The sequence below is a fragment of the Synechococcus sp. J7-Johnson genome (assembly GCF_024345795.1).
Lineage (GTDB): Bacteria > Cyanobacteriota > Cyanobacteriia > PCC-6307 > Cyanobiaceae > Regnicoccus_A.
In genome coordinates this window covers 36,177-61,410 of record NZ_JAGQBU010000007.1, presented here as the reverse complement: position 1 = coordinate 61,410, position 25,234 = coordinate 36,177, and the positions used below count along the sequence as shown (strand labels likewise).

The following is a 25,234-nucleotide window of genomic DNA, read 5'->3' as shown; positions in this document are numbered from 1 at the left end:
GGCTCGGCTGAGCCTGGCTAGCCTCCTGGCAGATGCTGATGCATGGGGACATGCCCAACCTGCTCGATCAACTCGCTGCCATGACGGTTGTCGTCGCTGACACCGGTGAACTGGAAGCGATCAAGCAGTTCACCCCTCGCGACGCCACCACCAATCCCTCCCTGATCCTGGCGGCCGCCCAGATACCGCTGTATCAGGGGCTGATCGATGAATCCCTCAAGGCATCCAGGAAGGTGATCGGGCCCGCCGCACCCGCCGAAGAGGTGGTGCTGGAAGCACTTGATGAAATCTGCGTCACCTTCGGCAAGGAGATCCTTCAGATCGTTCCAGGGCGGGTGTCCACTGAGGTGGATGCCAGGCTCAGTTACGACACCGGGGCCACGATCGAGAAGGCGCGCAAATTGATTGGCCTTTATCACGAGGCCGGTATCGGCAAGGAGCGGGTGCTGATCAAGATCGCTTCCACCTGGGAGGGCATCAAGGCAGCTGAAGAGCTGGAAAAGGAGGGCATTCACTGCAACCTCACCCTGCTGTTCAGCTTCACCCAGGCCGTGGCCTGCGCCGAGGCGGGCGTAACCCTGATCTCCCCCTTCGTGGGTCGCATCCTCGATTGGTACAAGCAAGACACCGGCCGCGATCACTATCCCGGGCCAGAGGACCCCGGTGTGATCTCCGTCACCAAGATCTTCAATTACTACAAAACCTACGGCTACCGCACGGAAGTTATGGGGGCCAGTTTCCGCAACATCGAGGAGATCATCGAGCTGGCCGGCTGCGATCTGCTCACGATCTCTCCCAAGCTTCTCGATCAGCTTCGCCAGACCGAAGCGCCCCTGCCGCGCAAGCTTGATCCCCTCAACCCTGCGCCCACCGAGGCTCGCTTCAGCATGGATAGCTCCAGTTATGCCGCCGCCATGGCGGCTGATCGGATGGCCAGCGAAAAGCTCGATGAGGGCATCCGCGGCTTCAGCAAAGCGATTGAGACCCTTGAGGCCCAGTTGGCCCATCGCCTTGCCGAGCTGGAGGGGGAGGCCGCCTTCGCCCACGCTGCCCAGGAAATCTTCCTGCTCAACGACATGGATGGCGACGGCTGCATCACCAGGGAGGAATGGTTGGGCAGCGATGCGGTCTTCGATGCTCTCGACACCGACCATGACGGCAAGCTGGTGCCCGAAGACGTGCGTGGTGGCCTGGGAGCCCCCCTGGCCCTCACGGCCGCCGGTGCCTGATCCATGAATGCTCTTGACACCCTTCGTGCCCTGGCCACCCAGGGCGAGGTGCGTGACTATGAACCCGGCGATCTGATCTTCAAGGCCGGAGAATCCGGCGATTGCATGTTCGGATTGCTGCAGGGCAGCGTGCAACTCAGCTGGAACGGTGATGCCGGCCATGAGGAGATCAAGGAAGGCGATGTCTTCGGCGCAGGAGCGCTGGTCACCCCTGATCACCGCCGTTTCGGCAATGCCAGGGCCATCAGCCCCTGCAGGATCCTGGTGATGAACCGGGAAAAGTTCCTGTTCGCCGTTCAGGAATCGCCGATGTTCGCCATCGAGCTACTGAGTTCGATCGACCAGCGTCTGCGCCAACTGAAGGATTGCCTCCGCTAGCTCTGACTGCGGTTGAACATCAGTCGGCGGATTACCCGCTGGGCGATGTCGCCGTAGCCCATCTCCCCGGAGAGAATCTGGGCGATGCGCCTAGGAGCGGTGGGCCGCTTCACCCCCAGTTGATATCCAACACGGGGCAACCGGTAGAACACCTGGGCGATGCGTCGTCCCCAGGCCATCGACTGGCCCCACTCACTGCGCATGCGCTCGCTGTAGCCAGCCAGAGCGCCGGCCTCACCGCGCAGCCAGCGGTCGAGGGCCTCGGCTGCGCGGGTGCCGCTGAGTAGCGCGGGACGCAGTCCTTCCGCCAGAAAGGGATCCACCAGTGAGGCCGCGTCTCCGACCACCAGGACGCCGGCATCGTGGTGGAGCCGGTGATGCCCGTCCCAGACCCGCAGGGGAGACACCCGCCGTTCGCCACTGTCGGGTGGCAGCCCGAAGCTGGGCAGCAAGCGGGCCAGCACGGCCTCGCTCTCGAGGGGCTCGCGGCCGATGAAGCTGCCCACCCCAATGCTGAGGCCACCCTGGCGCGGGAAAATCCAGCTGAAGCCATGGCGCACCAGGCCGAATTCGAAATGGGCCGTGCTGGGCTCAAGCACTTCAGCGTCCACCTCCACCGCCACTGCGGAGGCGTAGCGGGGCTGGGGTGACCCCAGGCCCAGCGGCTGGCCGAAGGCCGAGCGAGCCCCATCGGCGATCACCACCGCCCTGCAGCTGATCCAACCGCCCGCCGAGTTGTGCACGCGCCAGTGATCCCCTTCCCGTGTGATTCTCTCCACGGCGGTGGCCTCCAGCAGATCGGCACCACAACCCACCGCCTGCTCCGCCAGAAGATGATCCAGACGGGAACGGCGCACGATCCAGAAGGGTGCCTCCCCAGGCAGCTCGGCGATCACGGGATCCTCCAGGCACCAGGTGAAACGCACCTTGGTGATCACCCGATCGACGGCAGGACTGAGATCGAAGGGGAACAGGCGCTGCACGGAGGCGGCCATACCGCCGCCACAGGGTTTCGGCCGGGGCAGACTGCCAGCATCCAGGATCCTGACGCGCCAGCCCCGCGCAGCGAGGTGGTAAGCGGTTGCCGCCCCGGCCGCCCCGGCACCCACCACGACCACGTCGGCATCACAGGCTGGCCGGGGTGCAGCGCTGGCCACGCTCACACCTTGAGGATGTCGGCTTCCTTGTCTGCGAGGCTTTTCTCCAGTTCGACGATGTAGCGCTCGGTGAGCTTCTGCACCTTCTCCTGTTCATCACGGCTCTGATCTTCGGAGAGCTCCCCGTCTTTTTCCTGCTTCTTGACCTTGTCGATCGCGTCGCGGCGGATGTTGCGCAGGGCCACTTTGCCGTCTTCGGCATAGCGGGCGGCGAGTTTGCAGAACTCCTTGCGCCGCTCGGCCGTCAGTGGAGGAATGTTGATGCGGATCAGACGGCCGTCGTTGTTGGGAGTGAGGCCCAGATCACTCATGGAAATTGCTTTTTCGATGGCCGCCATCGCTGCGGTGTCGAAAGGCTGGATCTGGATTGTCTGGGAATCGGGGGTGGAGAGACTGGCCACCGAGCGCAGGGGCGTTTCGGTGCCGTAGTACTCGATGGTGATCTTGTCGAGCAGGGAAGGATTGGCCCGGCCGGTGCGGATGGTGTTGAAGGTGCGCTGGGTGGCTTCCAGCGACTTGCGCATGCTGGCGTCGAGATCCATGGGCGGTGCGGGGATAGTGCGGCGTCAGCCGGCAGGAACGATGCGGGTGCCGATCGGCTCGCCGGCGATGGCCCGGCCGATGTTGCCAGGCCCGAACAGGTCGAAGACCACGATCGGGATGGCGTTGTCCTTGCACAGCGCGATGGCGGTGCTGTCCATCACGGCCAGCTCACCGCTGAGGACGTCCTGGAAGGTGAGCTGGTCGTAGCGGATGGCGTCGCTGTGGCGGGCCGGGTCCTTGTCATAAACCCCGTCCACCTTGGTGGCCTTGAGCACCACGTCGGCGTTGATCTCGGCGGCCCGCAGGGCGGCGGTGGTGTCGGTGGTGAAGAAGGGATTACCGCAGCCAGCGCCGAACACCACCACCCGGCCCTTCTCCAGATGACGGATGGCGCGGCGCCGGATATAGGGCTCGGCGATCTCCTGCATGGCGATGGCGGTCTGAACCCGGGTGGCCACCCCCACCCGCTCCAGGGCGTCCTGAAGGGTGATGGCGTTCATCACAGTGGCCAACATGCCTACATAGTCGGCGGTGGCCCGGTCCATGCCGGCTGAAGAACCCTTGAGGCCTCGAAAGATGTTGCCTCCCCCCACCACGATGGCGAGTTCCTTGCCGGCGTTCACCACAGCCGAAACATCCGCCGCAATGGCCTGGACGATGGCGGGATCGATGCCGTAGCCCTGCTCCCCCATCAGCGCCTCGCCACTGAGTTTGAGCAGAACGCGCTGGTAAGCCATCGGAATTGAGCGCACGGCGAACACAGTCGGCGGCACAGTAGCAACAGCGCCCGCAAGCGCAGAAGCGCCAGCCACGCGGTTCAGAACTCGATGCCGGCCTGGGCTTTCACCCCCTGCTCACGGAAGGGATGGCGCACCAGCTTCATCTCGGTGACCAGATCGGCACGGTCTACCAGGCCCTGGGGTGCCCCCCGCCCCGTGAGGGCCACGTGGGAGAGCTCCGGGCGGCGATCGAGGCCCTCCAGTACCTGATCCAGCTCGAGATAGCCCAGCTTGAGGGCCACGTTGACCTCATCGAGCACCACCAGCTTGCGGGCGGGATCCGCCAGGTACACCAGAGAGCGTTGCCAGGCCTGCTGGACCAGCTGCCGGTCCCGCTCTCGGTCCTGGGTCTCCCAGGTGAAGCCTTCCCCGAGAGCATGCCAGGCCAGGTCATCGCCGAAGAGCTGCAGTGCCCGGGCCTCCCCTGGCTGCCAGCCACCCTTGATGAACTGCACCACCGCCACCCCCTCGCCATGTCCCAGGGTGCGCAGCACCAGCCCCAGGGCGGCCGTGGTCTTGCCCTTGCCATCGCCTGTGAAAACCAGGACCAGCCCCTTTTCGAGGCTGCGTTCCCCCACCCGCTGCTGCTGCACCTCCCGGCGGCGTTGCATCCGGCGGCGGTAGGCCTCGGCGTCACGCTCAGGGGCGAGGTCCCCACCGGGACCGAGCTCAGCGGCCACCTGATCGAGCGGGTCGACCGCAGCAGAGTTGGACATGGACGCTGAAGGCGACAACCGCTGGCCACTCTGGCGCGCAGGCCGCCTCAGAGGGTCAGCCGCTGGCGGGCCAGGGCCGCATCCACCGCCTGCTGCTGGTCGCGGCGGGTGATCCAGTGGTGGTATGTGCGGGTGTGGATCGCCACCGAGTGACCCATCATCCGGGCCGCCACCGTGTCGGGCAGGCCGATGTGGATGGTGCGCACGGCCCAGGCATGGCGCAGGTCGTAGGGGGTGCACGGCAGCTCGTAACGGCGGAACTGCTCCGCCACCCGCCGGCCCACCTGCTGCAGGGTGGTACGCCTCAGGTCGGTGCAGACCGCAGGGAGCCGGTCGTTGTGCTCCCCGAGGATGGCCAGATCGAAGCGGTCCACCCACTCGGGCTGGAAGGGCCAGACCTGATGCTCACCTGTCTTGGTGGTGGGCAGCACCCGGATCACCCGGTCACCCCCCGGGGCAAGAGCGGAGAGATCGGCGAAGAACACCTCGTGGTTGCGCAGGCCGTAGGTGGCCATCAGGCCGTAGACCAGCCGCCAGCGGGGGTTTGGAATGCGCTCCACCCATTCCAGCAACTGGGCATCGTTGGGCAGGCGCCGGTACTGGGCCTGGTGCAGGCCATAGCCGGCAGCCCGTTCGCGCCAGTCATCGGGAAGGGGCAGCTCCAAATGCCGGGCCAGGGCCGCAAGGGCGGTGCCGCACTGCTGACGGCTGCGGCTGGAGGGGGGGTAAGCCTCCAGCACTTCCACCAGTTGCGCGCTGTCAAGAAGCTCCCCCTGCTCCAGCCGGTCGCGCAGCTTGCGCAGGTAAGGCTGATAGGCGGCGCTCCAGGTGGTGCGGCTGCCGGCGGGATTGCGCCGCCGGCGGGGATCGGCGAAAAAGGCTTGTTCGAAGGCCTTCAGCCGCTCCAGCGCCGACGTCGCTGCGCAGGGTCGGCCCCAGTCGCCCCAGTCGAAGCGTTGCTGGCGCAGGGCCTGGTTCACCCGTTTCAGTTCTCGCCTGGCCTGGATCAGGCCAGTGGGACTGGCTTCCAGGCCCAGGCTCAGGCGCTGCACCCGCAGGGGACCGCCCCGCGGGCATGGCAGGGGACCGCGCAGGGCCAGCCGTCCCCCCCGCCGCTCCAGCCGCAGGGCCAGGCCGCTGGCCGCCAGTCGGGCGTTCTCCTGGCTCAGCTCCGCATCGATCGCGGCAAGGGATTGGGTCAGAGGAGTTGGAGCCAGTGATGGGCGCGCCGACGATATCGATCAGCTCGGGCTACCGCCAGCGGGCACCAGCAGGGTTACGCTCTAAACCACTCAGTGGATCAGTTCAGCTATGGCCAGGGTCGGCGTCTTGCTGCTGAACCTCGGCGGGCCTGAGCGGATCGAAGATGTTGGCCCCTTTCTCTACAACCTTTTCGCTGATCCGGAGATCATCCGGCTGCCCACGCCCCTGCTGCAGAAACCCCTGGCCTGGTTGATCAGCACCCTGCGCAGCAACAAGTCCAAGGAGGCCTACCGCGCCATCGGCGGCGGCTCCCCCCTGCGCCGCATCACCGAGCAGCAGGCACGCGAGCTCCAGAGTGAGCTGCGCCAGCGGGGCGTCCAGGCCACCACCTATGTGGCGATGCGCTACTGGCATCCATTCACCGAATCGGCTGTGGGCGACATCAAGGCTGATGCCGTGGATGAGGTGGTTGTGCTGCCGCTATATCCCCACTTCTCGATCAGCACCAGTGGTTCGAGCTTCCGTGAACTGCAGCGCCTGCGCCAGGCCGATCCCGCCTTCAGCAAGTTGCCGATCCGCTGCATCCGCAGCTGGTACGACCATCCCGGTTATGTGCTGGCGATGGCGGAGCTGATCGCCGCTGGGGTGCGCAGCTGCCAGGAACCAGCCGCCGCCCACGTGTTCTTCAGCGCCCACGGCGTGCCCAAGACCTATGTGGAGGATGCCGGTGACCCATATCAGCAGGAGATCGAGGCCTGCTCCAGGCTGGTGATGGCCAAACTGGAGCAACTGCTTGGCCATGGCAATCCCTACACCCTGGCCTACCAGAGCCGGGTGGGCCCTGTGGAATGGCTCAAGCCCTACACCGATGAAGCCTTGGTGCGGCTGGGTGAGGAGGGGGTCCAGGAGTTGGTGGTGGTGCCGATCAGCTTCGTGAGCGAGCACATCGAGACCCTCGAGGAAATCGATATCGAATACCGGGAAATAGCTACGGAAGCCGGCATCAGAAATTTCGTGCGCGTGCCCGCCCTTGATACCTATCCCACTTTCATCAAGGGCCTGGCCGATCTGGTGCAACAGGCCCAGGCAGGCCCCGAAGTGAATCTTGATCAGGCTGCCGCCCTGGCGACCCAGGTGAAGCTCTACCCCCAGGACAAGTGGGCCTGGGGCTGGAACAACAGTTCCGAGGTCTGGAATGGCCGTCTGGCGATGCTCGGGTTCTCGGCTTTCCTGCTGGAGCTCCTGAGTGGACGTGGTCCGCTCCATGCCCTCGGCCTTCTCTAAACGCCGAGGCATCGCGACCGGGCTGCTTGGTCTGCAGCTGGCGCTTGTGCTGATCCCGCCTGCCCGCTCGGATCTGCGCTGGGCGCGCGGGGTGTTTCCAATCGTCCACTTCGCTGGCTACACGAGTCATTTCGGCCGTCGCAACGGGCCTGGTGGTGGCCGGGAGATGCATTCCGGCCTCGACATCGCCGCTCCCCTGGGCTCCCCCATCCGCAACTGGTGGGGCGGCAGGGTGGCGGACGTCTTCCATGACGGCGGCTGCGGCGTCTACGCCAGTGGCCCGGTGCTGCTGCGCCCCGGCCAGACGGTGCGGGCCGGTCAGTTGATCGCTCATCTGGGCCTGAGCGGGCGCACCACGGGCCCCCACCTGCACTGGGGAATCCGCTACCGGGGCACCTGGCTCGATCCGGGTCTGATCCTGCGCGCCATGGTGCGCGGCCGGCGGTTGAAGCCACAGTCCCCGCAACAGTTCTCCCAAGGTCGGAACTGAGCTCCTACGCTGGCAGTCTTCGTTACGTGTGTTGCCCGCCACAGTGACCGTGACCACCGTGACCTCGACAACTGTCAGCACCTCGGCCAACACAGCAGCGCCCGTCCCGGCGGATCAGATTCTGATTCCTGCTGAGGCTGTTGCACCATCTGTGCCAGGGAGGCTGAGCGGCGCCGACGCCCTGATGGATGCGCTCCATCGCCACGGCGTCACCGACGTGTTCGGCTACCCCGGCGGAGCGATTCTGCCCATCTACGACGCCCTGCACAAGGCCGAGAGTCGGGGCTGGCTCAAGCATGTGCTGGTCCGACACGAGCAGGGGGGCGCCCACGCCGCTGACGCTTACGCCCGGGCCACCGGCAGGGTCGGTGTCTGTTTCGGCACATCTGGACCCGGGGCCACCAATCTGGTCACCGGCATCGCCACAGCCCAGATGGATTCGGTGCCCATGGTGGTGATCACCGGTCAGGTTCCCCGCGCCTCGATCGGCACCGACGCCTTCCAGGAAACCGACATCTTCGGCATCACCCTGCCGATCGTGAAGCATTCCTGGGTGGTGCGCGACCCCGCGGACATCGGCCGGATCGTGGCCGAGGCCTTCCTGATCGCCTCCACGGGCCGGCCTGGTCCGGTGCTGATCGACGTCCCCAAGGATGTGGGGCTCGAGGAATTCGACTACACCCCCGTGGAGCCGGGAGCGGCCATCCCGCCGGGATACCTGCTGCCCAGCGGTCCCGCCCCTGATGCGATCGCCCAGGCGATCGAGCTGATCCGCCAGGCGCGCCGCCCGCTTCTGTACGTCGGTGGCGGCGCCATCAGCTCCGGCGCCCACACCTCTTTGATCGCCCTGGCCCAGCGCTTCCAGCTACCGGTCACCACCACCTTGATGGGCAAGGGGGCTTTTGATGAGCGCCATCCCCTGGCGGTGGGCATGCTGGGGATGCACGGCACCGCCTATGCGAATTTCGCCGTCACCGAATGCGATCTGCTGATCGCAGCGGGGGCCCGCTTCGACGACAGGGTCACCGGACGGCTCGACAGCTTCGCCCCCCGTGCCCAGGTGATCCACATCGATATCGATGCGGCCGAGGTGGGTAAGAACCGCTTGCCTGACGTGCCGATCGTCTCTGATGTGCGTCTGGCCCTGGAGGCGCTGCTGGAGGCCTCGGCCGGTGAGACCGATCACGGTCGCACCGGTCCCTGGTTGGAGCGCATCAACCGCTGGAAACGCCACTACCCGCTGGTGATCCCCACCCCGGAAGGGGCCATCGCCCCCCAGGAGGTGGTGCTTGCCCTGCGCGATCTGGCTCCGGATGCCTTCGTCACCACCGATGTGGGCCAGCACCAGATGTGGGCCGCCCAGTACCTGAACAATCCACCACGCCACTGGATCAGCAGCAGCGGCCTCGGCACCATGGGCTTCGGGCTGCCGGCGGCCATGGGCGTGCAGGTTGCCTTCCCGGGCGACCAGGTGATCTGTGTGGCCGGCGACGCCAGCATCCTGATGAACATCCAGGAACTGGGCACCCTCTCCCAGTACGACCTGCCCGTGAAGGTGGTGATCCTCAACAACGGCTGGCAGGGGATGGTGAGGCAGTGGCAGGAGAGCTTTTACGGCGAGCGTTACTCCGCCTCGGAGATGACCCGCGGCATGCCTGATTTCCCCCGTCTGGCCGAGGCCTTCGGCGTGAGAGGGGTGGGAATCAGCGAGCGAGACGGCTTCCGCGAGCAGCTGGCTGAGGCCCTGGCCCATCCAGGCCCTGCCCTGATCGACGTGCGCGTACGCCGCAACGAAAACTGCTATCCAATGGTGCCTCCCGGCGCCAGCAATGCCCAGATGGTGGGCCTTCCCACCCATCCTGAGCTGGCGATCGACACCACGCGCCAGTGCGGCTCCTGTGGCTTCAGCACCGAAAGTGCCCATCTCTTCTGTCCCAGTTGCGGCGCCAAGCTCTGAGTCCCCTTCCCCTGCTTCTTGCCTTGATCCTGGTGTTGGGCCTGCTGCTCGACCCCCTGAGCGCCCTGCCGGCAGCTGCCGCTGAGGTATTGCAGGTGCGCAGTGGCGTGTTGCTCCAGGTGGGCGATCAGAACCGCAGCTACCCGGTTCAGCTTGGCTGCATCAGCGTCACACCCGAGCAGTCAAGGGCCGCTGAAGACTGGCTGCGCCAGGAGCTTCCACGCCGCACCCGGGTGAACCTGCGTCCCCTGGGCTCTGCAGATGGTGTGTTGCTCGCCCGTGTTCAGGTGCTGCGGGGAGGGGATGACCTGGGCTCAGGCCTGATCAGCGCTGGCCTGGCCCAGCCCTTGCCGTCGCTGATTCGCCCACAAGGCTGCCCGTCCAGCGAGGACGACCCCAAGCAACCATGAGCCTGAATCGCACTGCCAAAGGCATCGTGCTGGTCCCAACCCTGTTGCTTGGAGGTGCTTTTCTCAGCGCGGCCCTCTGGAACGGCGAAGGGTCGGAAGCCAACCGTCCCCTGGCTCTGGCCATCGCTGCGGTGCTCCTGGCCGGAGGTCTGCTCACCCAGCTGCTGCCTGAGGCCCAACCGGAGACTGAACCGGAGGAAAGCTCGGATTAGGCGCTCAGGCTCAGCCGACGTTGATCCGTTTCATCGGCGTGGGGCCACTGCCGGGGGAGCCACAGCTGGGCCAGCCCCCTGGGTTCTGGACTGTTGCTGCACCAAGCGGAAGTACTCCGGTGTTGGGTAAAAGGAATAGGTGTCCTTGCTCTGTTTCACGATCTGATCCATCACGGCACTGAGATCCGCGGCCTTAATCGTGAGCTTGTTGCGATCGGGAATGGTCGCCATCGCTTTCTGCAACGAGGCGTAGTCGAAGAAGAAGAGCCCGCGTTCCCCCTGGGGCGTTTTGACCGTGATCAGTGGCGTGGTGAAGAACACCGGCACGGAGAGACCTTGTTGGATCGCTTTCTGATCAAGGCCCTGCTTGCCCAGCAGAATACGGGCCTGGCTCAGGTCGGAAGGAGCTGGAATCACCGGTGAAAGCAGTTTGCGGTCTTTCAGCGACTTGTTGAGCTCCTGCACCCGCTCCAGGGCCACGTTCATGGGCATGGGCAGTACCCCGGCCTTGATGGTGGGGTTGGCCTTGAGAAAGGCGGCCAATTCCTGCTCGGCCTTGCCCCGATCAAGGAACAGGGGCAGCACCAGGGCCTTGTCCCGTTGCAGCGGCAGGGGGACTCCCTTGGAATCGGTGAGCACGAACACCGGGATCACAGCCAGTTTCTTCATGGCCTCCTGCTGAGGAATGGCCAGCGCCGGCAGGGGCTGAAACAGGCCCACTAGCCCCGCGCAGCCCAGACCGCAGCTGGTCAGCAGAGCAATCAGGCGGCGGCGGCTCGATCCCCCTGCTGGGGAGGCCAGATGCGAATCCTGCAGTGGAACGGTGGGGCCTGGCATGCGTCCCTCAACGAAAAGATTGAGCCTAGGAACGGAGCTGCACCTAATCTCGCTGGGCTGGACGGTATGGGCCATGACCACTGGCGGACTGGGAAGCGGGCCACCACCCTCCCCAGAGCACGGTTTGCGTCTTCCCCTCTGGAGTGTCGGTGTCGGCCTGGCGGCCGTACTCGTCGGGGTTCAGAGCCTGGCGGCCAGCACCCCCTTCCCCCAGGAGGTGCTGATGCTGCTGCCCAGTGAGGGGTTGCTGGCGGGGGTGGGAGACAGCCTGCGCCGCGGCTACGGACTGGCCATGGAGGAGACCACAACCTGTGGCCTTCGACCCCCCAGCCTGGGACTGGGCTGGCTTCCGCCGGAGCAGGATCCGGAAGCTCTGTTGCTCGGTGTTCCGATGCCTGAGCTGTTGATCGCTCCCCCTGCGGTCAATCTGCTGTCCTTCGGACGGCTTGCCCAGAGCCGGGAAGTGAACGTGCTGCTGCCATTGCAACGGGGCTACTCCCTGCAACGGCTGCCCAGTCAGGTGGGAGCCGACAGAATCTGGCCAGTTCTGCCGTCCCGCAGCCTCGAGGCCGACCGCCTGGCCAGGGGCCTGCTGGAGAACAACAAGGGCAAGGTGATGGTCATTCATGACGGCGGAGCGGAGCAGGCCGCCCTGGCCGATCGCTTCGTGGAGACGATCCAAGGCAGCGGAGGCTGGACCGTGGGTCCCACCAACGAGCCCGAGGCAATCGTGGATCCCGACGCCAAGGTGCTGGCCCAGCTGCGCGATGACGTGGGCTGGTACACCCCTTCCTCCCTGGTGGTGATGACAACCCCCGGCAGCCCCCTGGCCCGGGCTGTAGCCGAACTCGACCTTCCGGAGAACCTGACCCTGGCTTGGCCGTTCCCTGTGCGTGAACCCTTGCCCATGGCTCAGCTGGGGGTCGACTCGCTCAGCCGCGGGCCGGGCTGGGACCGTTTCGAGCTGGCCTTCAAGCAACGCCATGGCTACACCCCTGGGCTGGTGGAGGCCGCCGGCTTCGACACGGGCCAGCTGGTGGCGGTCTCCTCCCTCGAAGGGCAGACGTCGAAGATTTGGACGCTGGATTGGCTGGATTCCAAAGCCAAACCCCTCGATCTCTGCGACGCCCTCAAAGCCCGCAGGGCCGGCAAGCCGGTAGCCCTGCGCGGGGCCGCCAGCCGCCTTGATCTAGCGCCCGGCACTCCTCCGGCCGGGGAGTTGCGGCTGACTCCGCTGAAGGCCGACCCGGGTGCCAGCCGTTCCTAACGTCAGTTTCTGTGCGAGCCGATCGCCATGGACCCCAACCAGGCCACCCTCACTTCTCCCCTGAGCGAAGCCCCCCTGCTGAGGCCCTTTGAGGAGGTGGGCATCGACGCCATTGCTGAAGTGGGCGGCAAGAACGCTTCTCTGGGGGAAATGATCCGGGAGCTGGCCAGTCAGGGAGTGAAGGTGCCTGGTGGCTTCGCCACCACTGCAGCCGCCTACCGCCTGTTTCTCAGGCGCAATGACCTGGAGCCCACCCTGAGGGCCATCCTGGGGAACCTCGACAGCGGCGATCTCACAGCTCTGCAGCAGGCCGGCCAGCGAGCACGGGAGCTGATCCTTGGGGCAGCCCTGCCGCCGGAGCTCCGCGATGCCGTGGCGGCGGCCTACGCCCGACTGGGGGCCGGGGCGGTGGCGGTGCGCTCCAGTGCCACGGCGGAGGATCTGCCTGACGCCAGCTTCGCCGGCCAGCAGGAGACCTACCTGAACGTGCGCGGAGAGAAGGATCTGCTGGCCGCCTGCCTGCGCTGCTACAGCTCACTGTTCACCGATCGAGCCATCTCCTACCGCCAGATCAATGGCTTCGACCACCTGGAGGTGGCCCTCTCGATCGGTGTTCAGCGGATGGTGCGCTCCGATCTGGGCGCTGCTGGAGTGATGTTCACAATTGACACCGAAACCGGCTTCCGCAACGCCGTGTTGCTGAACGCGGCCTATGGCCTGGGCGAGAACGTGGTTCAGGGAGCGGTGAATCCCGACGAAATCCTGCTGTTCAAGCCCACCCTGCGTGAGGGCTATGCCGCAATCGTGAGCAAGCGCCTGGGCAGCAAGGCGATTCGCATGGTGTACGGCGAAGGCGGCACGGTACGCAACGAACCTGTGCCGCCCCCGGAGCGCGGCCGTTATGCCATCAGCGATGAAGAGGCCCTCACCCTGGGCCGCTGGGCCTGCCTGATCGAGGACCACTACAGCGCTCGCCATGGGACGGCCACACCGATGGATATCGAGTGGGCCCGCGATGGGGAAAGCGGTGAGCTTTTCATTCTTCAGGCACGTCCTGAAACGGTCGAATCCAGACGCTCGGGATCGGTGCTCTGCCGCTGGCATCTCAAGCCCCATCAGGCGGAGCTGATCACCCATGGACGCGCCATCGGCGCCTCGATCAGCAGTGGCCGCGCCCGGGTGATCCTCAACCCCAGTGGCATCGACCGATTTGAGGTGGGTGATCTGCTGGTGACCGAGCGCACTGATCCCGACTGGGAACCGATCCTGAAGAAGGCCCGGGGGGTGATCACCAACCAGGGGGGGCGCACCTGCCACGCCGCAATCATTGCCCGGGAGATGGGCATCACCGCCGTGGTGGGCTGTGGTGACGCCACCGAGCGCATCCAGGATGGTGAAGCGATCACGATCAGCTGCGCCGAAGGGGAGGACGGCATGGTCTACCGGGGACTGCTGCGCTACGAGAAGGAGGAGCAGAAGCTCGAGCAGTTGCCCCCCACGCGCACCCGCATCCTGATGAACGTGGGCAACCCGGAGAAGGCCTTCCGCTTCGCGGCCATCCCCTGTGATGGCGTCGGCCTGGCCCGGTTGGAGTTCATCATCGCTAACCACATCAGGGTTCACCCGATGGCCTTGCTGCAGCCCGAGCGGGTGAGCGATCCAGCGGAGCGCGAGGCCATTGCCAACCTGACTGCCGGCTACGACGATCCCACTGAGTACTACGTGGATCGGCTCGCCCAGGGCATGGCGCGGATCGCGGCGGCCTTCCATCCCAGGCCGGTGGTGTTGCGCTTTTCCGACTTCAAGAGCAACGAGTACGCGCGCCTGCTCGGTGGCCAGGCCTTCGAGCCCAGCGAAGCCAATCCGATGATCGGCTGGAGGGGAGCTGCCCGTTACACCTCCCCGGGATTCCGGGCCGCCTTCGGCCTGGAATGCCGCGCCCTGCTCAGGGTTCGCCGCCAGATGGGACTGCGCAACACCATCCCGATGGTGCCCTTCTGCCGTACCCCGGAGGAGGGTGAGCGGGTGCTCAAGGAGATGGCCCGCCACGGCCTGGTGCGCGGCAAGGACGATCTCAAGGTGTATGTGATGTGCGAGCTGCCCAGCAACGTGATCGGCGCCGAAGCCTTTTCGAAGCATTTCGATGGATTCTCGATCGGCACCAACGACCTCACCCAGCTCACTCTCGGCATCGACCGCGACTCCTCTCTGGTGGCGGACCTCTTCGATGAACGTCATCCGATCGTGGAGGAGATGATCCGTCTCGCCATCCACACCGCCCACCGCTGCGGTCGTCCGATCGGCCTCTGCGGCCAGGCCCCCAGCGACTACCCCGAGTTTGCCCGCTTTCTCGTGAAGGAAGGCATCGATTCGATCAGCCTCAATCCCGATGCGGTGATCGCTACCCGTCTGGCGATCGCGGCGATCGAGGCCGAACTGGCCGCGGCAAGCTGAAGCAGCTGGTTGGAATTAGCCGGGACAGGTCCTGAGTCGGGAGCTCTGATCGGGGCTGTAGCCGATCAACAACGCTTAACGGAGCCATAGGCAATGCAACTTCATTGGCTCTCCGCAGCGCACCGGAAGCCCTAAGGTTCTGCGAATCTCCCGCGCACCGCACAACGCGATGACCGTCCCCTTCTTCGAGACGGCCTGGCTGATTCCGCTATACCCGTTGCTCGGCGGTTTGCTTTCCTTCCTCTGGTCCCCTGGCCTGATCAGCCAGAGCGGTCCGAGGCCTGCTGGGTATCTCAACCTGCTCATGAATGGTCTGGCCTTCGGTCATGGCCTCCTTGCCTGGATGGGGTGTTCAGGCCGCTCGCTGAGCTTCAGCTGGACCTGGCTGTCCACCGCCGGGCTCACGATCAATTTTGACGCGACGATCGATCGCAGCGTATTGATCGCCATGACGATGATCTGCGGCGTTCATCTCCTCGCACAGGTTTATGCGATTGGATACCTGGAAATGGATTGGGGTTGGCCTCGCTTCTTTGGTTCGCTGAATCTTTTCGAAGCAGGCCTCTGCGCCCTGGTGCTCACCGATTCGCTCTTCTTCTCCTATGTCGTCCTGGAGCTGCTAACCCTGGGGACTTACCTGATCGTCGGCACCTGGTACAACCAGTCGCTGGTGGTCAAGGGGGCCCGGGATGCCTTCCTCACCAAACGGGTGGGCGACCTCGTGCTGCTCGCGGGTGTGATCGCCCTGCTGCCGCTGGCGGGCAGCTGGAACTTCAATGACCTGGCCGTGTGGGCCGCTCAGGCTGAGCCTTCGCCGGTCCTCACCCTGATCCTGATTGCCCTGGTGGCAGGGCCGATGGGCAAATGCGCCCAGATTCCTCTCCACCTCTGGCTGGATGAGGCCATGGAGGGTCCTCTGCCCTCCACGATCCTGCGCAGTTCGGTGGTGGTGGCCGGTGGCGCCTGGGTATTGCTTCGTCTTCAACCCCTGCTGGCCATCAGCCCTACAGCCCAGGCTTTTCTTGTGGTGGTGGGCGGCACCACGGCTCTGGTGGGTGCCCTGATCGCCCTGGCCCAGGTTGACATCAAACGCGCCCTGTCGTTTCTGGTGAGCAGCTGGTTCGGCCTGTTGTTCATGGCCGTGGGTTGCGGGGCCGTGGATGCGGCCTGGCACATGCTGCTGATCTATCCCCTGCCGATGGCTCTGCTGCTGATGGCGGTGGGCACGGTGATCACCAGCAATGTCAGCCAGGACCTCACCCAGCTGGGGGGACTCTGGTCGAGGCGGCCGCTCACGGGCCTGGCTTTTCTCGTGGGTGCGGCCGGCCTTGTGGCCCTGCCTCCCCTGGCCGGCTTTGGAGCCTTGAACCAACTGGCCGGTTCCCTCTTCGATGGGCCTGCTCCAGCCGCCCTGGTGGCGGTCCTGCTGCTCACCAACGCCCTGATCAGCGCCGGACTGGTTCGCATTTTCCGGCGGATCTGGGGAGGAACCCCCTCGGTGTTCACAATCCGCTCGGCCGAAGTGCTCTGGCTGATGGTGCTCCCCACCATGGTTGGGGCGGGAATGGTGCTGCATCTGCCTGTGCTGCTGGCACCCACAGAGTTCGGCGCTGTCAACTGGAGCCCCATGACCGTGCCTCTGCTGGCCTCGACCCTGCTGGGAGGAGGCCTTACCTGGCAGCAGCTACCCCATCCGCTCGACGGCCTGCAGCACTGGCTGGCGGCCGATCTGCACACTGAAACTTTTTACCGCCGCACCGTGGTGGGTCTGGTGGTGGTGCTGGCAGCGGCCAGCAGCTGGGTGGATCGCCGTCTGGTCGACGGCTTCAGCGACCGCAGCGGCGGTCTGACCATGGAAGGGGCTCGCCGGCTCAGCTACAGCACCTCAGGCCGGGTGCAGGGCTATGCCCTCACCGTGCTCGTGGGCGTGCTGCTGATGGGGGTCTGGTTCCTCGTCCGTCAGCTGGCCCTGGCACCCTCCCCACTTCATTTCTGAAGCCCGACTCCCCAGCCGTCAACTCCGATGTTGCTTCTGCTCCTCTTGCTTCCGCTGGCGGCCGCGCTTGCGATGGTCGTCGCTCCAGCTGGGCCCTGGCCCCGACGTCTGGCCCTTCTGATCCCCTGTCTGCAGCTGCTGCTTCTGGTCAGGATGGTGATGCAGCCCGCCAGCGACCTGAGGGTGGCGTGGCTGCCCCAGCTGGGCCTCGACTTTCATCTCGGCCAGGATGGCCTTTCACTTCCCCTGGTGGGCCTGACCTCCCTGCTGACCCTGATGGCCGTTGCTGCCACCAGCCTGGAGATGCCGCGGCAGCGGCTGTTCTTCTCCCTGGTGATGGCCACCAACCTCGGGCTTCAGGGGGCACTGCTCGCCCGCAACGGCCTGCTCTTCGTGCTGGCCTTTGAGCTGATCCTGATTCCCACCACCTTGCTGATCGCGATCTGGGGCCATGAGCGCAGCCGCGAGGCCGCCATTCGCTACCTGCTTTACGGCGCCGCTTCGGGAGTGGCCCTGTTGGCGGCGGTGTTGGCCCTCGGCTTGCTCAATACCAATGGGTTCAGCCTCGCCTACGACGACCTGGCAACAGCGGTGCTCCCCCAGGGCTCCAAGTTCTGGATCCTGGGGCTGCTGATCCTGGCCTTTGGCTTGAAGCTACCGGCGGTGCCCCTGCATGGTTGGCAGCCCCTGGCTTACAGCGAATCCTCCTCACCGGTGGCAATGCTGCTGGCCGGAGCTGTCTCCAAGCTCGGGGCTTACGGTCTGCTGCGCTTCGGGGTGGGCTTCATGGGTGACACCTGGGAGGCCTGGTCGCCTTTGATCGCTGTGGCGGGCACCGCCGGTGCTGTGTATGGAGCTCTGAACGCCATCGCCCAGACCGACATGCGCCGGCTGGTGGCCTACAGCTCCCTCGGCCACATGGGTCTGCTGCTTCTGGCCATGGCTGCCGCCACCCCCCTGAGCCTTCAGGGAGCGGTCGCCCAGCTGCTGGCCCACGGCCTGATCTCCTCGCTGCTGTTCTGCGTGGTTGGTCTGATCGAAGCCAAGACCGGCACCACCGAGATCGCCGAACTCTCCGGTCTGCTCAACCCCCTGCGGGGACTGCCCTTCACCCTTGGTTTGTTCCTCCTGGCCCTGATGGCCGCAGCAGGTCTGCCCGGCATGGTCGGCTTTGTTGCGGAACTGGTGGTGTTCCAGGGCAGCTGGACCGTGTTCCCCTTGCCCACCCTCGGCTGCCTGTTCGCCTCCGGACTCACGGCGGTGTACGCGGTTCGCCTGTTCAACAGGGTGGGCTTCGGCAAGCTCGACAACGCCAAGGCCTTCTATCCCGCCACCACCTGGTCCGAGCGGCTACCTGCCCTGGCCCTATCAACTCTGGTGCTGGTGGGTGGCCTCTGGCCGCCGCTCACCCTGGGCTGGAGTGAATCCGTCACCACACCCCTGGCTCTGCACCACCCACTGATCGCGTCCCTCCCTGCCACCTCACTCCTTCAGGAGCTCCCCTCATGACGGTGCTGATCCCCAGGCCAACGCTGCTCCCCCCGTCCACCCACCCCTTCGCCGAAGTGGTGGAGAGGCTTGAAGCCGGTGGTTCGATGCTGCCTGACACCCCGGAAAACCTCCTCCAGATCATCGGGATCTACAAGGCCTACGCCGTGCCGATGGACTTCTACTGGCGGGATCTCCTGTACATCGCCGAGCGTGTATTCCTCAATCCTCTGCCGGCGTTCAAATACTTTCCCAGCCAGGAGTACCTCGATCTCCCCAATTCCTATGCCGGAGAGAGCGCCGACCTGCGCATCTGGCGAGGCGAGGCCGGAGCTCACCCCGAGCTGCTGGAGTTCATGGCGAAAGGTGAAACGCGGCGGATGCCCAAGCTGCTTCACCACCTGTGGCACGACCGCATCAACATGGAGTTCGCGGAGGCCTGCATGGATGCCATGTTCTGGCACCAGGGCATGGGCGGGCGCTTCTACGACTACCTGGAGAGCGACACCTATAAGGCCAATGCCGATCGGGCAATTAAGGCCTACTTCAAGGGCAATCCCCTGATGCTGGGTCTGCACAAGCTGTTTCCGGAGATGTTTCTGGAACAGGTGCGCAAGCTCAGTTACTACGCCAATCTCGGCCTGTTCTGGGAGGTGATGGCACCGGTCTTTTTCGAGATGAGCGATATCTACGACGAAGGGGGCTTTGCCGGGGTGCCTGACGCCATGAACTTCCTGGTGAATGGCATCTTTGCCGTGGCGGGACGTCCGATTTACCATCATGTCTACATAGATGGAGAGTGTCTGGAGATCATTCCCAAATCAGAAGGCTTCACTTGGCTCTATGAAGCTGCCCTACCCTATGTGGAGGCTGTCTTCTATCGCACTGCACCGTTTCGTGGCACCAAGTCTTATAATGCCCAAGCTGGACAAGTGCCAGATCAGCAGGCCGATTTTCACTATGGCATCCTTTATGCCGATGTGTTTCCGGTGGGGTCTGCCGGTATTCCACCCACCCTGCTGATGCAGGACATGGTGCATTTCCTGCCCCCCTATCTCAAGGATATTTATCTCAAGCATCGTCGCGGCGAGGAAGATCAGCTGATTCAGCTGGGCATCACTTTTCAGCGCTCGATGTACAACGTAACCTCAGCGGTGATCCAGGCCCTGAGGGCGGCACTGTTCTATCCCCTGGATGATCCCGATCCAGAGCATCTTCTCGCCAACCGCCGTTTCTTCGAAAGCCAGATGGATCGCTTCCTGAGGCCTGAAGCCCGATTGCGGGATGTGCAGACCCAGGACTACCGCTGAGTTGATCCACAGTCCCTCTGACAACCACCACCGTGCCTGACATTCTCGACACCGCCCGTGCGGCCGGCTGTTTTCAGACTCTGCTGGCGGCCGTTGAGGCTGGAGGGTTGCTTGAAGCCCTGGCCAGCCCGGGGCCGTTCACCGTGTTCGCCCCGGTGGATGAAGCCTTTGCTGCCTTGCCGCCCGGCACAGTTCAGACCTTGGTGCAGAACCCACCCCAACTGGCGAGGATCCTTAAGTATCACGTGCTCTCGGGTCAGTACACCCGCGAGCAGCTGGTCAGCCAACCGGAATGGACCACCCTGGAAGGAGCGCCGTTACCGATCCGCCGCGCCGATCCATTCGAGGTGAAAAATGCCAGTGTTAATGCCGCTGATGTGGTCTGCGATAACGGCATCGTTCACGTGATCAACCGGGTGATGCTGCCGGGCTGACATCTCCTTTTCAAAGGGGTGCGGCTCCCTGCATCAACCAGAGTCCATGCAGGCCCTCCCAGATCAGATATGCACTGATCAAAAGGGCCAAAACACCAACCAGCCACTCGCCGTGGTGCTCCATCCATCCCTCAAGTCGGCTGAGGGGGACACGGATGCCACCTCCTGTGGCGATCCAGGCCAGGGGAGGCAGCAGCAACAATGAGCTGGCCACCGCCACGAACACACCGGTGAGTTCCAGGTCGGTGCTGACCCCCGGCTGATTTATCAACAACAAGCCGGCTTCCTTGAGGTAGAAGACCAGATTCTCTGGGGTCAGCAGGGCGCTGGCCGCGCCAATCAGGACGAGCATCGGTGTGCTGAAGTCAGGCAGCCGACTCATCAGACGCATCGCCATACCCTGCTCGCCGATGGCAGCGGCCGGAGTCAGTTGATAGAGGCCAAGTGCCATCAATACGGCCGCACCGACCAGATCGATGATCACCTGACCCCGTTCTCCGTGGTTGAGAGCGAGGGAGAGGTTGTCTCCCACCACCATCAGGGCCACGATCGCCAGTCCATTGGCACTGGCCCAACCACTCACGAAGGCCAAGGCACGCCTCAGCGGGGATTCTCCCAGCAGAAGCAGCACCACAACAGCAATGTGCAACGGGCTGAAGGCAATGCCGAACCCGAAGAGTGATGACTGACCAAACAGCGCAGCAGCGCTCAGGTGGGGGGCAGGGCCGAACAGATCAAGGCTGGGCACAGGGGGCGCCAACGCCGAAGTGACGTCAACGACCGTACTGGTCTGGCGCCCCGGAGCGCGAGGGGCCGGTGGCTGCTCAGAGGGCGATGGTGCCAGTTTCCGACGTGCGGATGCGTACAGCTTTCTCCACATTCGTCACGAAGATCTTGCCATCTCCGATTTCGCCGGTTCGGGAAGGACCCGCAATCGCTTCGATGGCAGCATCTACCTTGTCGTCGTCGACCACGACCTCAACTTTCACCTTGTTGATGAACTCCACGGTGAATTCAGTGCCGCGATAACGTTCCACCTGCCCCTTCTGGCGGCCGAAGCCACGGCAGTCCGTGATGGTCATGCCGATGATGCCCGCATCGACGAGAGCCGTTTTGACATCGTCGAGCTTGACTGGGCGAATGATGGCTTCAACCTTTTTCATGATGAAAGACAGTGGAATGACAATGTGAAGTGATGGAAGCACGGTGGGGAACACCCAGCCGCACGGGCATTCAAGCGAACAATGCGGGTCAAGGCGGCTCTTCTCTGTAGCTGTCGAGACAGAATTCAGCCCTGCGGCCTCTTGGAGCTGATTCGGATGACGATTTTCGGCAGGAACTGGATCCGGGCCAGTGGGGCTCTCACCACACCCCTGCGAAGCTGAAGAATCGCCTGCAGTGTTTTCACCCATGGCCGCCCCCGGCAGGGATCTGATCGCCGAGATCCTGCAACGCACCGGCGAACACCTGGTGCTGGTGGGTCTGGCCATGGCTTTAGCCCTGGCCATCAGCCTGCCTGCCGGCCTCTGGATTCAGTCTCGCCCCCGCTGGTCAGGCCCGCTGCTGGCCATGGCGGGAATGATCCAGACCATCCCCAGCCTGGCGATCTTCGGTCTGCTGATCACGGTGCCCGTTCTGGGGGGCATCGGGCCGGTGCCGGCTGTGGTGGCGCTGGTGCTCTACGCGCTCTTGCCCTTGCTGCGCTCAATCGTGACGGGTCTGTCCGGCGTACCCCCGGGCCTGCGCGAAGCCGGCCAGGCCCTGGGTCTCAGCAAGGGAGAGGTGCTGCGCCACGTGGAGCTGCCCCTGGCCCTGCCGGTGATTGTGGCCGGGATCCGGGTGGCCACAGTGATCAGTGTGGGGGTCGCCACGATCGCCGCCGCGATCGGTGGAGGTGGGCTCGGAGTGTTCATCTTCCGCGGGCTGGCCACGATGAACAATGGTCTGATCCTGGCGGGGGCGATTCCAGCTGCGCTGCTGGCCCTGGGCGCCGACACCGCCATCGGCCTGTTGCAGGGACGCACGCCAAGGCGCTGGCCGCTGAAGCCATGGGGATGGGGACGTCGTCGCTCCTGGCTGGCTGCCGGCCTGGGGGGCGTCGTGGTTGCTCTGGTTGCAGCTACCTTCCTGGGGTTCGGACCCTTCTCGGTCCGCCCTGCAGTGGCCGGGCGTATCACGATCGGATCCAAGAGTTTCACCGAGCAGATCCTGCTGGGGGAATTGCTCGCTCAGCAGATCGAGCGCAACAGCAGCCTGAAGGTGGACAGGCAGTTCAGTCTGGGGGGAACGGCGATCTGCCAGGAGGCTGTACGCAGCGGTCGCATCGCCGCTTACGTGGAATACACCGGCACGGCCTGGATGACGATCCTGCAGCAACCGCCCATGCATGAGGCGAGGACGGTGGGGGAGCGGACCCGCCGGCTCTACCGGGACCGCTTTGATCTGGAGGTGTTCCCATCGCTGGGATTCGAGAATACTTTTGCGGTGTTGGTGCGTCAGGAGACCGCCCGGCGCCTCAGGCTGGCAACGATCTCTCAGGCGGCCGTCCACACTCCCGGCTGGAGAGCTGGATTCGGCTATGAATTTCTGAACAGGCCCGATGGCTACAAGGGCCTGGCCAGCAGCTATGGCCTGCGTTTTGCAACGCGCCCGGTCTCGATGGACCTGGGCCTGCTTTATCGCGCTCTGGCCGATTCTCAGGTGGATCTGATTGCCGGAGATTCCACGAATGGCCTGATTCCCAGTCTCAGGCTGACGGCGCTAGTGGACGACCGCCACTACTTTCCGCCCTACGAGGCTGTGCCAGTGGTCAATGGCGCCAGCCTGCGGCGTCACCCGGAGATCGGCCGCGCCCTTGGCAGTCTTGAGGGAAAACTCAACGCCCAGACCATGCAGAGGCTGAATGCCCGTGTGGACCAGAACGGAGAAGCTGTGGGGCAGGTGGTGCGCAGCTTCCTCGACGACCTCGAGACGTCCGGCGTTCATTGAGAGTCCAGCCCGGAAACAGGGCCAAGTGAACCCGCGGCCTTCGGAAGTACTCCAGGCCTCTGGACCCTCAGAGAATCTGGGCCAGGAACTGACGGCTGCGCTCGTGCTGGGGGTTGGTGAAGAACGTTTCAGGAGCGGCCTCCTCCACGATCTGTCCTTCCGACATCAGCACCACCCGGTGGGCCACCTCCCTGGCGAAGCCCATTTCATGGGTCACCACCACCATGGTCATGCCTTCGGCGGCCAGGCCGCGCATGACCTCCAGCACCTCGCCCACCATCTCCGGATCCAGGGCACTGGTGGGTTCATCGAAGAGCAGGATCCTCGGTTCCATGCAGAGTGAGCGGGCAATCGCCACCCGCTGCTGCTGGCCGCCCGAGAGCTGGCCTGGGTACTTGCTGGCCTGCTCAGCAATGCCGACACGCTCAAGCAGGGCCATGGCCTGGGTTTCCACCTCACTTCGCCGCCGCTTGCGCACCACCACCGGGGCCAGGCTGAGGTTCTCCAGCACCGTGAGGTGGGGGAAGAGGTTGAACTGCTGAAACACCATGCCGGTGTCGCAGCGGATCGCATCGATGTTGCGCAGGTCGTTGGAGAGGGCGATCCCATCAACGCTGATGGAACCTTCCTGGAACTCCTCAAGGGCGTTGAAGGTGCGGATGAAGGTGCTCTTGCCGGAGCCCGAGGGCCCCATGATCACCACCACTTCTCCCTTCGACACGCTCAGATCGACTCCGCGCAGGGCGTGGAAGCCATTGGGGTACCACTTCTGCACCCCACGGGCCTCGATCATCGGCTGGGTGGACGGCATGGCTCAGACGGGGGAATGGGTGGGATCTAGGCGGCGCTCCAGGGCCCGGCTGCCCAGCCCGAGGGCGGCGCAGCAGCACCAGAACAGCACAGCCAGGGTGAGATACACCTCGGCGTTCTTGCCCAGGAACTCGGGATTGGCCATCACGGTTCGGGCGGTGCCGAGCAGATCGAGTAAGCCGATCAGCGACAGCAGGGTGGTGTCCTGCAGCAGGGAGATGAACTGCCCCACGGCGGCCGGCAGGGCAATGCGCAGGGCCTGGGGCAGCACCACGCGCTGCAGGGCCAGGGGCATCGAGAGGCCCAGGGAACGGGCCGCCTCCAGCTGGCCGGGGGGAACGGCAGAGAGGCCGGCGCGCACCGCTTCTGCCAGGTAAGCGCCACAGAAGAAGGTGAGCACCCAGGCGGCCCGCCAGACCCGATCCGGAGCCCAGCCGCCGGGGAGCATGTAGCCCAGGATGTTCTGGCCCAGGAAGAGAAGGGTGATCAGCGGGGCCCCACGGATGAACTCGATGTAGAGCACCGAGCTCCAGCGCAGCAACGGCAGGCTGCTGCGGCGCCCCAGGGCCACCACCACGCCGATCGGAAAGCTGAGCAGGATCGCGAAGCTGGCCATCAGCAAAGTGAGCAGCAGCCCGCCCCACTCGGAAGGAGGCACCCTGGGAAGGCCCAGGCCGCCGGCGATCAGCACCATGCCGAACAGGTAGAGCAGCGGCCAGGACAGGGGCACCAGCTTCACCAGCCGCGAAGGCAAGCTCCGCCCCCAGTGGCCCGCCAGCCAGCGCATGGTCACCAGCAGGGCTGTGATCACCCACCAGCGCAGTTGCAGGGGAAGACCGAGGGCCAGGGCCGCCGGCAGCCAGGCCGCCAGGAAACCGAGCAGGGCCACCACCAGCCGGTCGTTGAACGGCCAGATCTCGCCGCTGCGATCTGCCCGCGGAAAAGCCCGGAGCAAGCCCCAGCTCACGCCGCTGAGCGCTGCCACCAGCACCACCAGCAGCCAGAGGCGCCACTGCTGCTGGACGGGGTAGCGCCCGATGGCGAACAGGCTGGTGTTGGCCTGGATCACGGCCCACTGGGCCTGAGCGAGTGCCCAGCGCAGCAGCCCCAGCGCCGCCGCCAGGATCACCATGATCAGCAGCACCGAAACCAGGCCATCGGTGCGGCTTGCGAAAAGTTCCTGGCGCAGGGCACCGGCCCAGTTGGGCTGAACCGACTCCGGTGCCGGCCTAGCTGGGCGAAGGGGTGGGGTGGTTCCGGACTCCGGTCCGGTTTGGATGGGGGTCATCGGC

General features: G+C 64.9%; 24 protein-coding genes. 14 read left to right on the top strand and 10 right to left on the bottom strand.

Annotated elements, in window-relative coordinates; genetic code table 11:
• Window positions 1–50 precede the first annotated feature (50 nt).
• Window positions 51–1,229, top strand: a complete 1,179-nt coding sequence (locus KBY93_RS05430) for a transaldolase (protein ID WP_255093221.1) — start codon at window positions 51–53, stop codon at window positions 1,227–1,229.
• Window positions 1,230–1,232: 3 nt separating this feature from the next.
• Window positions 1,233–1,607, top strand: coding sequence for a Crp/Fnr family transcriptional regulator (locus KBY93_RS05425; RefSeq protein WP_255093220.1), 375 nt, complete (start codon window positions 1,233–1,235; stop codon window positions 1,605–1,607).
• Here the strand turns inward: KBY93_RS05425 and KBY93_RS05420 are convergent.
• The 5 genes from KBY93_RS05420 to KBY93_RS05400 all read right to left on the bottom strand — a co-directional run bounded on the left by KBY93_RS05420 (window position 1,604) and on the right by KBY93_RS05400 (window position 5,971).
• A complete protein-coding gene (locus KBY93_RS05420; RefSeq protein WP_399222623.1) occupies window positions 1,604–2,770 on the bottom strand; it encodes a geranylgeranyl reductase family protein in 1,167 nt (388 codons plus the stop codon). The two genes, KBY93_RS05425 and KBY93_RS05420, sit on opposite strands and share 4 nt — an antisense overlap.
• Window positions 2,767–3,306 (bottom strand): ribosome recycling factor, encoded by a 540-nt coding sequence (frr, locus tag KBY93_RS05415; RefSeq protein ID WP_255093219.1) that lies wholly within the window; start codon window positions 3,304–3,306, stop codon window positions 2,767–2,769. Before frr ends, KBY93_RS05420 begins: the two co-directional genes overlap by 4 nt.
• A gap of 24 nt (window positions 3,307–3,330) precedes the next feature.
• Window positions 3,331–4,044 carry a UMP kinase gene (gene pyrH / locus KBY93_RS05410; protein WP_255093218.1) on the bottom strand — a complete coding sequence of 238 codons (714 nt, stop codon included), beginning with the start codon at window positions 4,042–4,044 and terminating at the stop codon, window positions 3,331–3,333.
• Between the two features lie 80 nt (window positions 4,045–4,124).
• Window positions 4,125–4,802, bottom strand: a complete 678-nt coding sequence (cobO, locus tag KBY93_RS05405; RefSeq protein ID WP_255093217.1) for a cob(I)yrinic acid a,c-diamide adenosyltransferase — start codon at window positions 4,800–4,802, stop codon at window positions 4,125–4,127.
• Between the two features lie 47 nt (window positions 4,803–4,849).
• Window positions 4,850–5,971, bottom strand: a complete 1,122-nt coding sequence (locus KBY93_RS05400; RefSeq protein ID WP_255093283.1) for a site-specific integrase — start codon at window positions 5,969–5,971, stop codon at window positions 4,850–4,852.
• A gap of 142 nt (window positions 5,972–6,113) precedes the next feature.
• Here KBY93_RS05400 and hemH point away from each other — a divergent pair, with 142 nt between their 5' ends.
• The 5 genes from hemH (at window position 6,114) to KBY93_RS05375 (ending at window position 10,358) form a co-directional block, all read left to right on the top strand.
• Entirely contained in the window at window positions 6,114–7,289 is a 1,176-nt protein-coding gene (hemH, locus tag KBY93_RS05395; protein WP_255093216.1) for a ferrochelatase, read from the top strand.
• Window positions 7,270–7,779: a M23 family metallopeptidase gene (locus tag KBY93_RS05390; RefSeq protein WP_255093215.1), complete on the top strand. Its 510-nt coding sequence runs from the start codon at window positions 7,270–7,272 to the stop codon at window positions 7,777–7,779. The genes hemH and KBY93_RS05390 overlap by 20 nt, the downstream gene beginning before the upstream one ends.
• Window positions 7,780–7,963: 184 nt before the next feature.
• On the top strand, window positions 7,964–9,736 hold the full coding sequence (ilvB, locus tag KBY93_RS05385) for a biosynthetic-type acetolactate synthase large subunit (protein WP_399222655.1): 1,773 nt from the start codon (window positions 7,964–7,966) through the stop codon (window positions 9,734–9,736).
• A gap of 23 nt (window positions 9,737–9,759) precedes the next feature.
• Window positions 9,760–10,146 (top strand): hypothetical protein, encoded by a 387-nt coding sequence (locus tag KBY93_RS05380; protein WP_255093214.1) that lies wholly within the window; start codon window positions 9,760–9,762, stop codon window positions 10,144–10,146.
• Entirely contained in the window at window positions 10,143–10,358 is a 216-nt protein-coding gene (locus KBY93_RS05375; RefSeq protein WP_255093213.1) for a GIVxVP protein, read from the top strand. Before KBY93_RS05380 ends, KBY93_RS05375 begins: the two co-directional genes overlap by 4 nt.
• 30 nt (window positions 10,359–10,388) lie before the next feature.
• Here the strand turns inward: KBY93_RS05375 and KBY93_RS05370 are convergent, their stop codons facing one another.
• The gene (locus tag KBY93_RS05370) at window positions 10,389–11,195 is read right to left on the bottom strand and encodes a Tic22 family protein (RefSeq protein WP_255093212.1); all 807 of its coding nucleotides are present in this window, start codon (window positions 11,193–11,195) and stop codon (window positions 10,389–10,391) included.
• Between the two features lie 73 nt (window positions 11,196–11,268).
• Between KBY93_RS05370 and KBY93_RS05365 the strand changes: the two genes are divergently transcribed.
• The 6 genes from KBY93_RS05365 (at window position 11,269) to KBY93_RS05340 (ending at window position 20,144) form a co-directional block, all read left to right on the top strand.
• Entirely contained in the window at window positions 11,269–12,462 is a 1,194-nt protein-coding gene (locus tag KBY93_RS05365; RefSeq protein WP_255093211.1) for an ABC transporter substrate-binding protein, read from the top strand.
• A 27-nt stretch (window positions 12,463–12,489) separates the two neighbouring features.
• On the top strand, window positions 12,490–14,916 hold the full coding sequence (gene ppsA, locus KBY93_RS05360) for a phosphoenolpyruvate synthase (protein ID WP_255093210.1): 2,427 nt from the start codon (window positions 12,490–12,492) through the stop codon (window positions 14,914–14,916).
• Between the two features lie 169 nt (window positions 14,917–15,085).
• On the top strand, window positions 15,086–16,912 hold the full coding sequence (locus tag KBY93_RS05355) for an NAD(P)H-quinone oxidoreductase subunit F (RefSeq protein ID WP_255093209.1): 1,827 nt from the start codon (window positions 15,086–15,088) through the stop codon (window positions 16,910–16,912).
• A gap of 72 nt (window positions 16,913–16,984) precedes the next feature.
• Window positions 16,985–18,421 (top strand): NADH-quinone oxidoreductase subunit M, encoded by a 1,437-nt coding sequence (locus KBY93_RS05350; RefSeq protein ID WP_399222617.1) that lies wholly within the window; start codon window positions 16,985–16,987, stop codon window positions 18,419–18,421.
• On the top strand, window positions 18,418–19,710 hold the full coding sequence (locus KBY93_RS05345) for a CO2 hydration protein (RefSeq protein WP_255093207.1): 1,293 nt from the start codon (window positions 18,418–18,420) through the stop codon (window positions 19,708–19,710). Before KBY93_RS05350 ends, KBY93_RS05345 begins: the two co-directional genes overlap by 4 nt.
• Before the next feature lie 32 nt (window positions 19,711–19,742).
• On the top strand, window positions 19,743–20,144 hold the full coding sequence (locus tag KBY93_RS05340; protein WP_255093206.1) for a fasciclin domain-containing protein: 402 nt from the start codon (window positions 19,743–19,745) through the stop codon (window positions 20,142–20,144).
• Between the two features lie 10 nt (window positions 20,145–20,154).
• On the opposite strand, the gene KBY93_RS05335 is transcribed toward KBY93_RS05340, so the two are convergent.
• Window positions 20,155–20,904, bottom strand: coding sequence for a GAP family protein (locus KBY93_RS05335; protein ID WP_255093205.1), 750 nt, complete (start codon window positions 20,902–20,904; stop codon window positions 20,155–20,157).
• A 64-nt stretch (window positions 20,905–20,968) separates the two neighbouring features.
• Window positions 20,969–21,307 carry a P-II family nitrogen regulator gene (locus KBY93_RS05330; RefSeq protein WP_255093281.1) on the bottom strand — a complete coding sequence of 113 codons (339 nt, stop codon included), beginning with the start codon at window positions 21,305–21,307 and terminating at the stop codon, window positions 20,969–20,971.
• 247 nt (window positions 21,308–21,554) lie between these two features.
• Here KBY93_RS05330 and KBY93_RS05325 point away from each other — a divergent pair, with 247 nt between their 5' ends.
• The gene (locus KBY93_RS05325) at window positions 21,555–23,132 is read left to right on the top strand and encodes a glycine betaine ABC transporter substrate-binding protein (protein WP_255093204.1); all 1,578 of its coding nucleotides are present in this window, start codon (window positions 21,555–21,557) and stop codon (window positions 23,130–23,132) included.
• Window positions 23,133–23,199: 67 nt separating this feature from the next.
• Here KBY93_RS05325 and KBY93_RS05320 read toward each other — a convergent pair whose 3' ends face one another.
• A complete protein-coding gene (locus KBY93_RS05320; protein ID WP_315856387.1) occupies window positions 23,200–23,943 on the bottom strand; it encodes an amino acid ABC transporter ATP-binding protein in 744 nt (247 codons plus the stop codon).
• Window positions 23,944–23,946: 3 nt separating this feature from the next.
• Window positions 23,947–25,230, bottom strand: coding sequence for an amino acid ABC transporter permease (locus KBY93_RS05315; protein ID WP_255093203.1), 1,284 nt, complete (start codon window positions 25,228–25,230; stop codon window positions 23,947–23,949).
• Window positions 25,231–25,234: the final 4 nt, after the last annotated feature.

Coding starts and splice junctions, on each gene's coding strand:
- hemH (WP_255093216.1), top strand. CDS start 6,114: ATGGCCAGGGTCGGCGTCTTGCTGCTGAACCTCGGCGGGCCTGAGCGG.
- KBY93_RS05375 (WP_255093213.1), top strand. CDS start 10,143: ATGAGCCTGAATCGCACTGCCAAAGGCATCGTGCTGGTCCCAACCCTG.
- KBY93_RS05325 (WP_255093204.1), top strand. CDS start 21,555: ATGGCCGCCCCCGGCAGGGATCTGATCGCCGAGATCCTGCAACGCACC.
- cobO (WP_255093217.1), bottom strand. CDS start 4,802: ATGTCCAACTCTGCTGCGGTCGACCCGCTCGATCAGGTGGCCGCTGAG.
- KBY93_RS05370 (WP_255093212.1), bottom strand. CDS start 11,195: ATGCCAGGCCCCACCGTTCCACTGCAGGATTCGCATCTGGCCTCCCCA.
- KBY93_RS05315 (WP_255093203.1), bottom strand. CDS start 25,230: ATGACCCCCATCCAAACCGGACCGGAGTCCGGAACCACCCCACCCCTT.
- KBY93_RS05390 (WP_255093215.1), top strand. CDS start 7,270: ATGCCCTCGGCCTTCTCTAAACGCCGAGGCATCGCGACCGGGCTGCTT.
- pyrH (WP_255093218.1), bottom strand. CDS start 4,044: ATGGCTTACCAGCGCGTTCTGCTCAAACTCAGTGGCGAGGCGCTGATG.
- KBY93_RS05330 (WP_255093281.1), bottom strand. CDS start 21,307: ATGAAAAAGGTTGAAGCCATCATTCGCCCAGTCAAGCTCGACGATGTC.
- KBY93_RS05365 (WP_255093211.1), top strand. CDS start 11,269: ATGACCACTGGCGGACTGGGAAGCGGGCCACCACCCTCCCCAGAGCAC.
- KBY93_RS05355 (WP_255093209.1), top strand. CDS start 15,086: ATGACCGTCCCCTTCTTCGAGACGGCCTGGCTGATTCCGCTATACCCG.
- KBY93_RS05350 (WP_399222617.1), top strand. CDS start 16,985: ATGGTCGTCGCTCCAGCTGGGCCCTGGCCCCGACGTCTGGCCCTTCTG.
- ppsA (WP_255093210.1), top strand. CDS start 12,490: ATGGACCCCAACCAGGCCACCCTCACTTCTCCCCTGAGCGAAGCCCCC.
- frr (WP_255093219.1), bottom strand. CDS start 3,306: ATGGATCTCGACGCCAGCATGCGCAAGTCGCTGGAAGCCACCCAGCGC.
- KBY93_RS05425 (WP_255093220.1), top strand. CDS start 1,233: ATGAATGCTCTTGACACCCTTCGTGCCCTGGCCACCCAGGGCGAGGTG.
- ilvB (WP_399222655.1), top strand. CDS start 7,964: ATGGATGCGCTCCATCGCCACGGCGTCACCGACGTGTTCGGCTACCCC.
- KBY93_RS05430 (WP_255093221.1), top strand. CDS start 51: ATGCCCAACCTGCTCGATCAACTCGCTGCCATGACGGTTGTCGTCGCT.
- KBY93_RS05345 (WP_255093207.1), top strand. CDS start 18,418: ATGACGGTGCTGATCCCCAGGCCAACGCTGCTCCCCCCGTCCACCCAC.
- KBY93_RS05320 (WP_315856387.1), bottom strand. CDS start 23,943: ATGCCGTCCACCCAGCCGATGATCGAGGCCCGTGGGGTGCAGAAGTGG.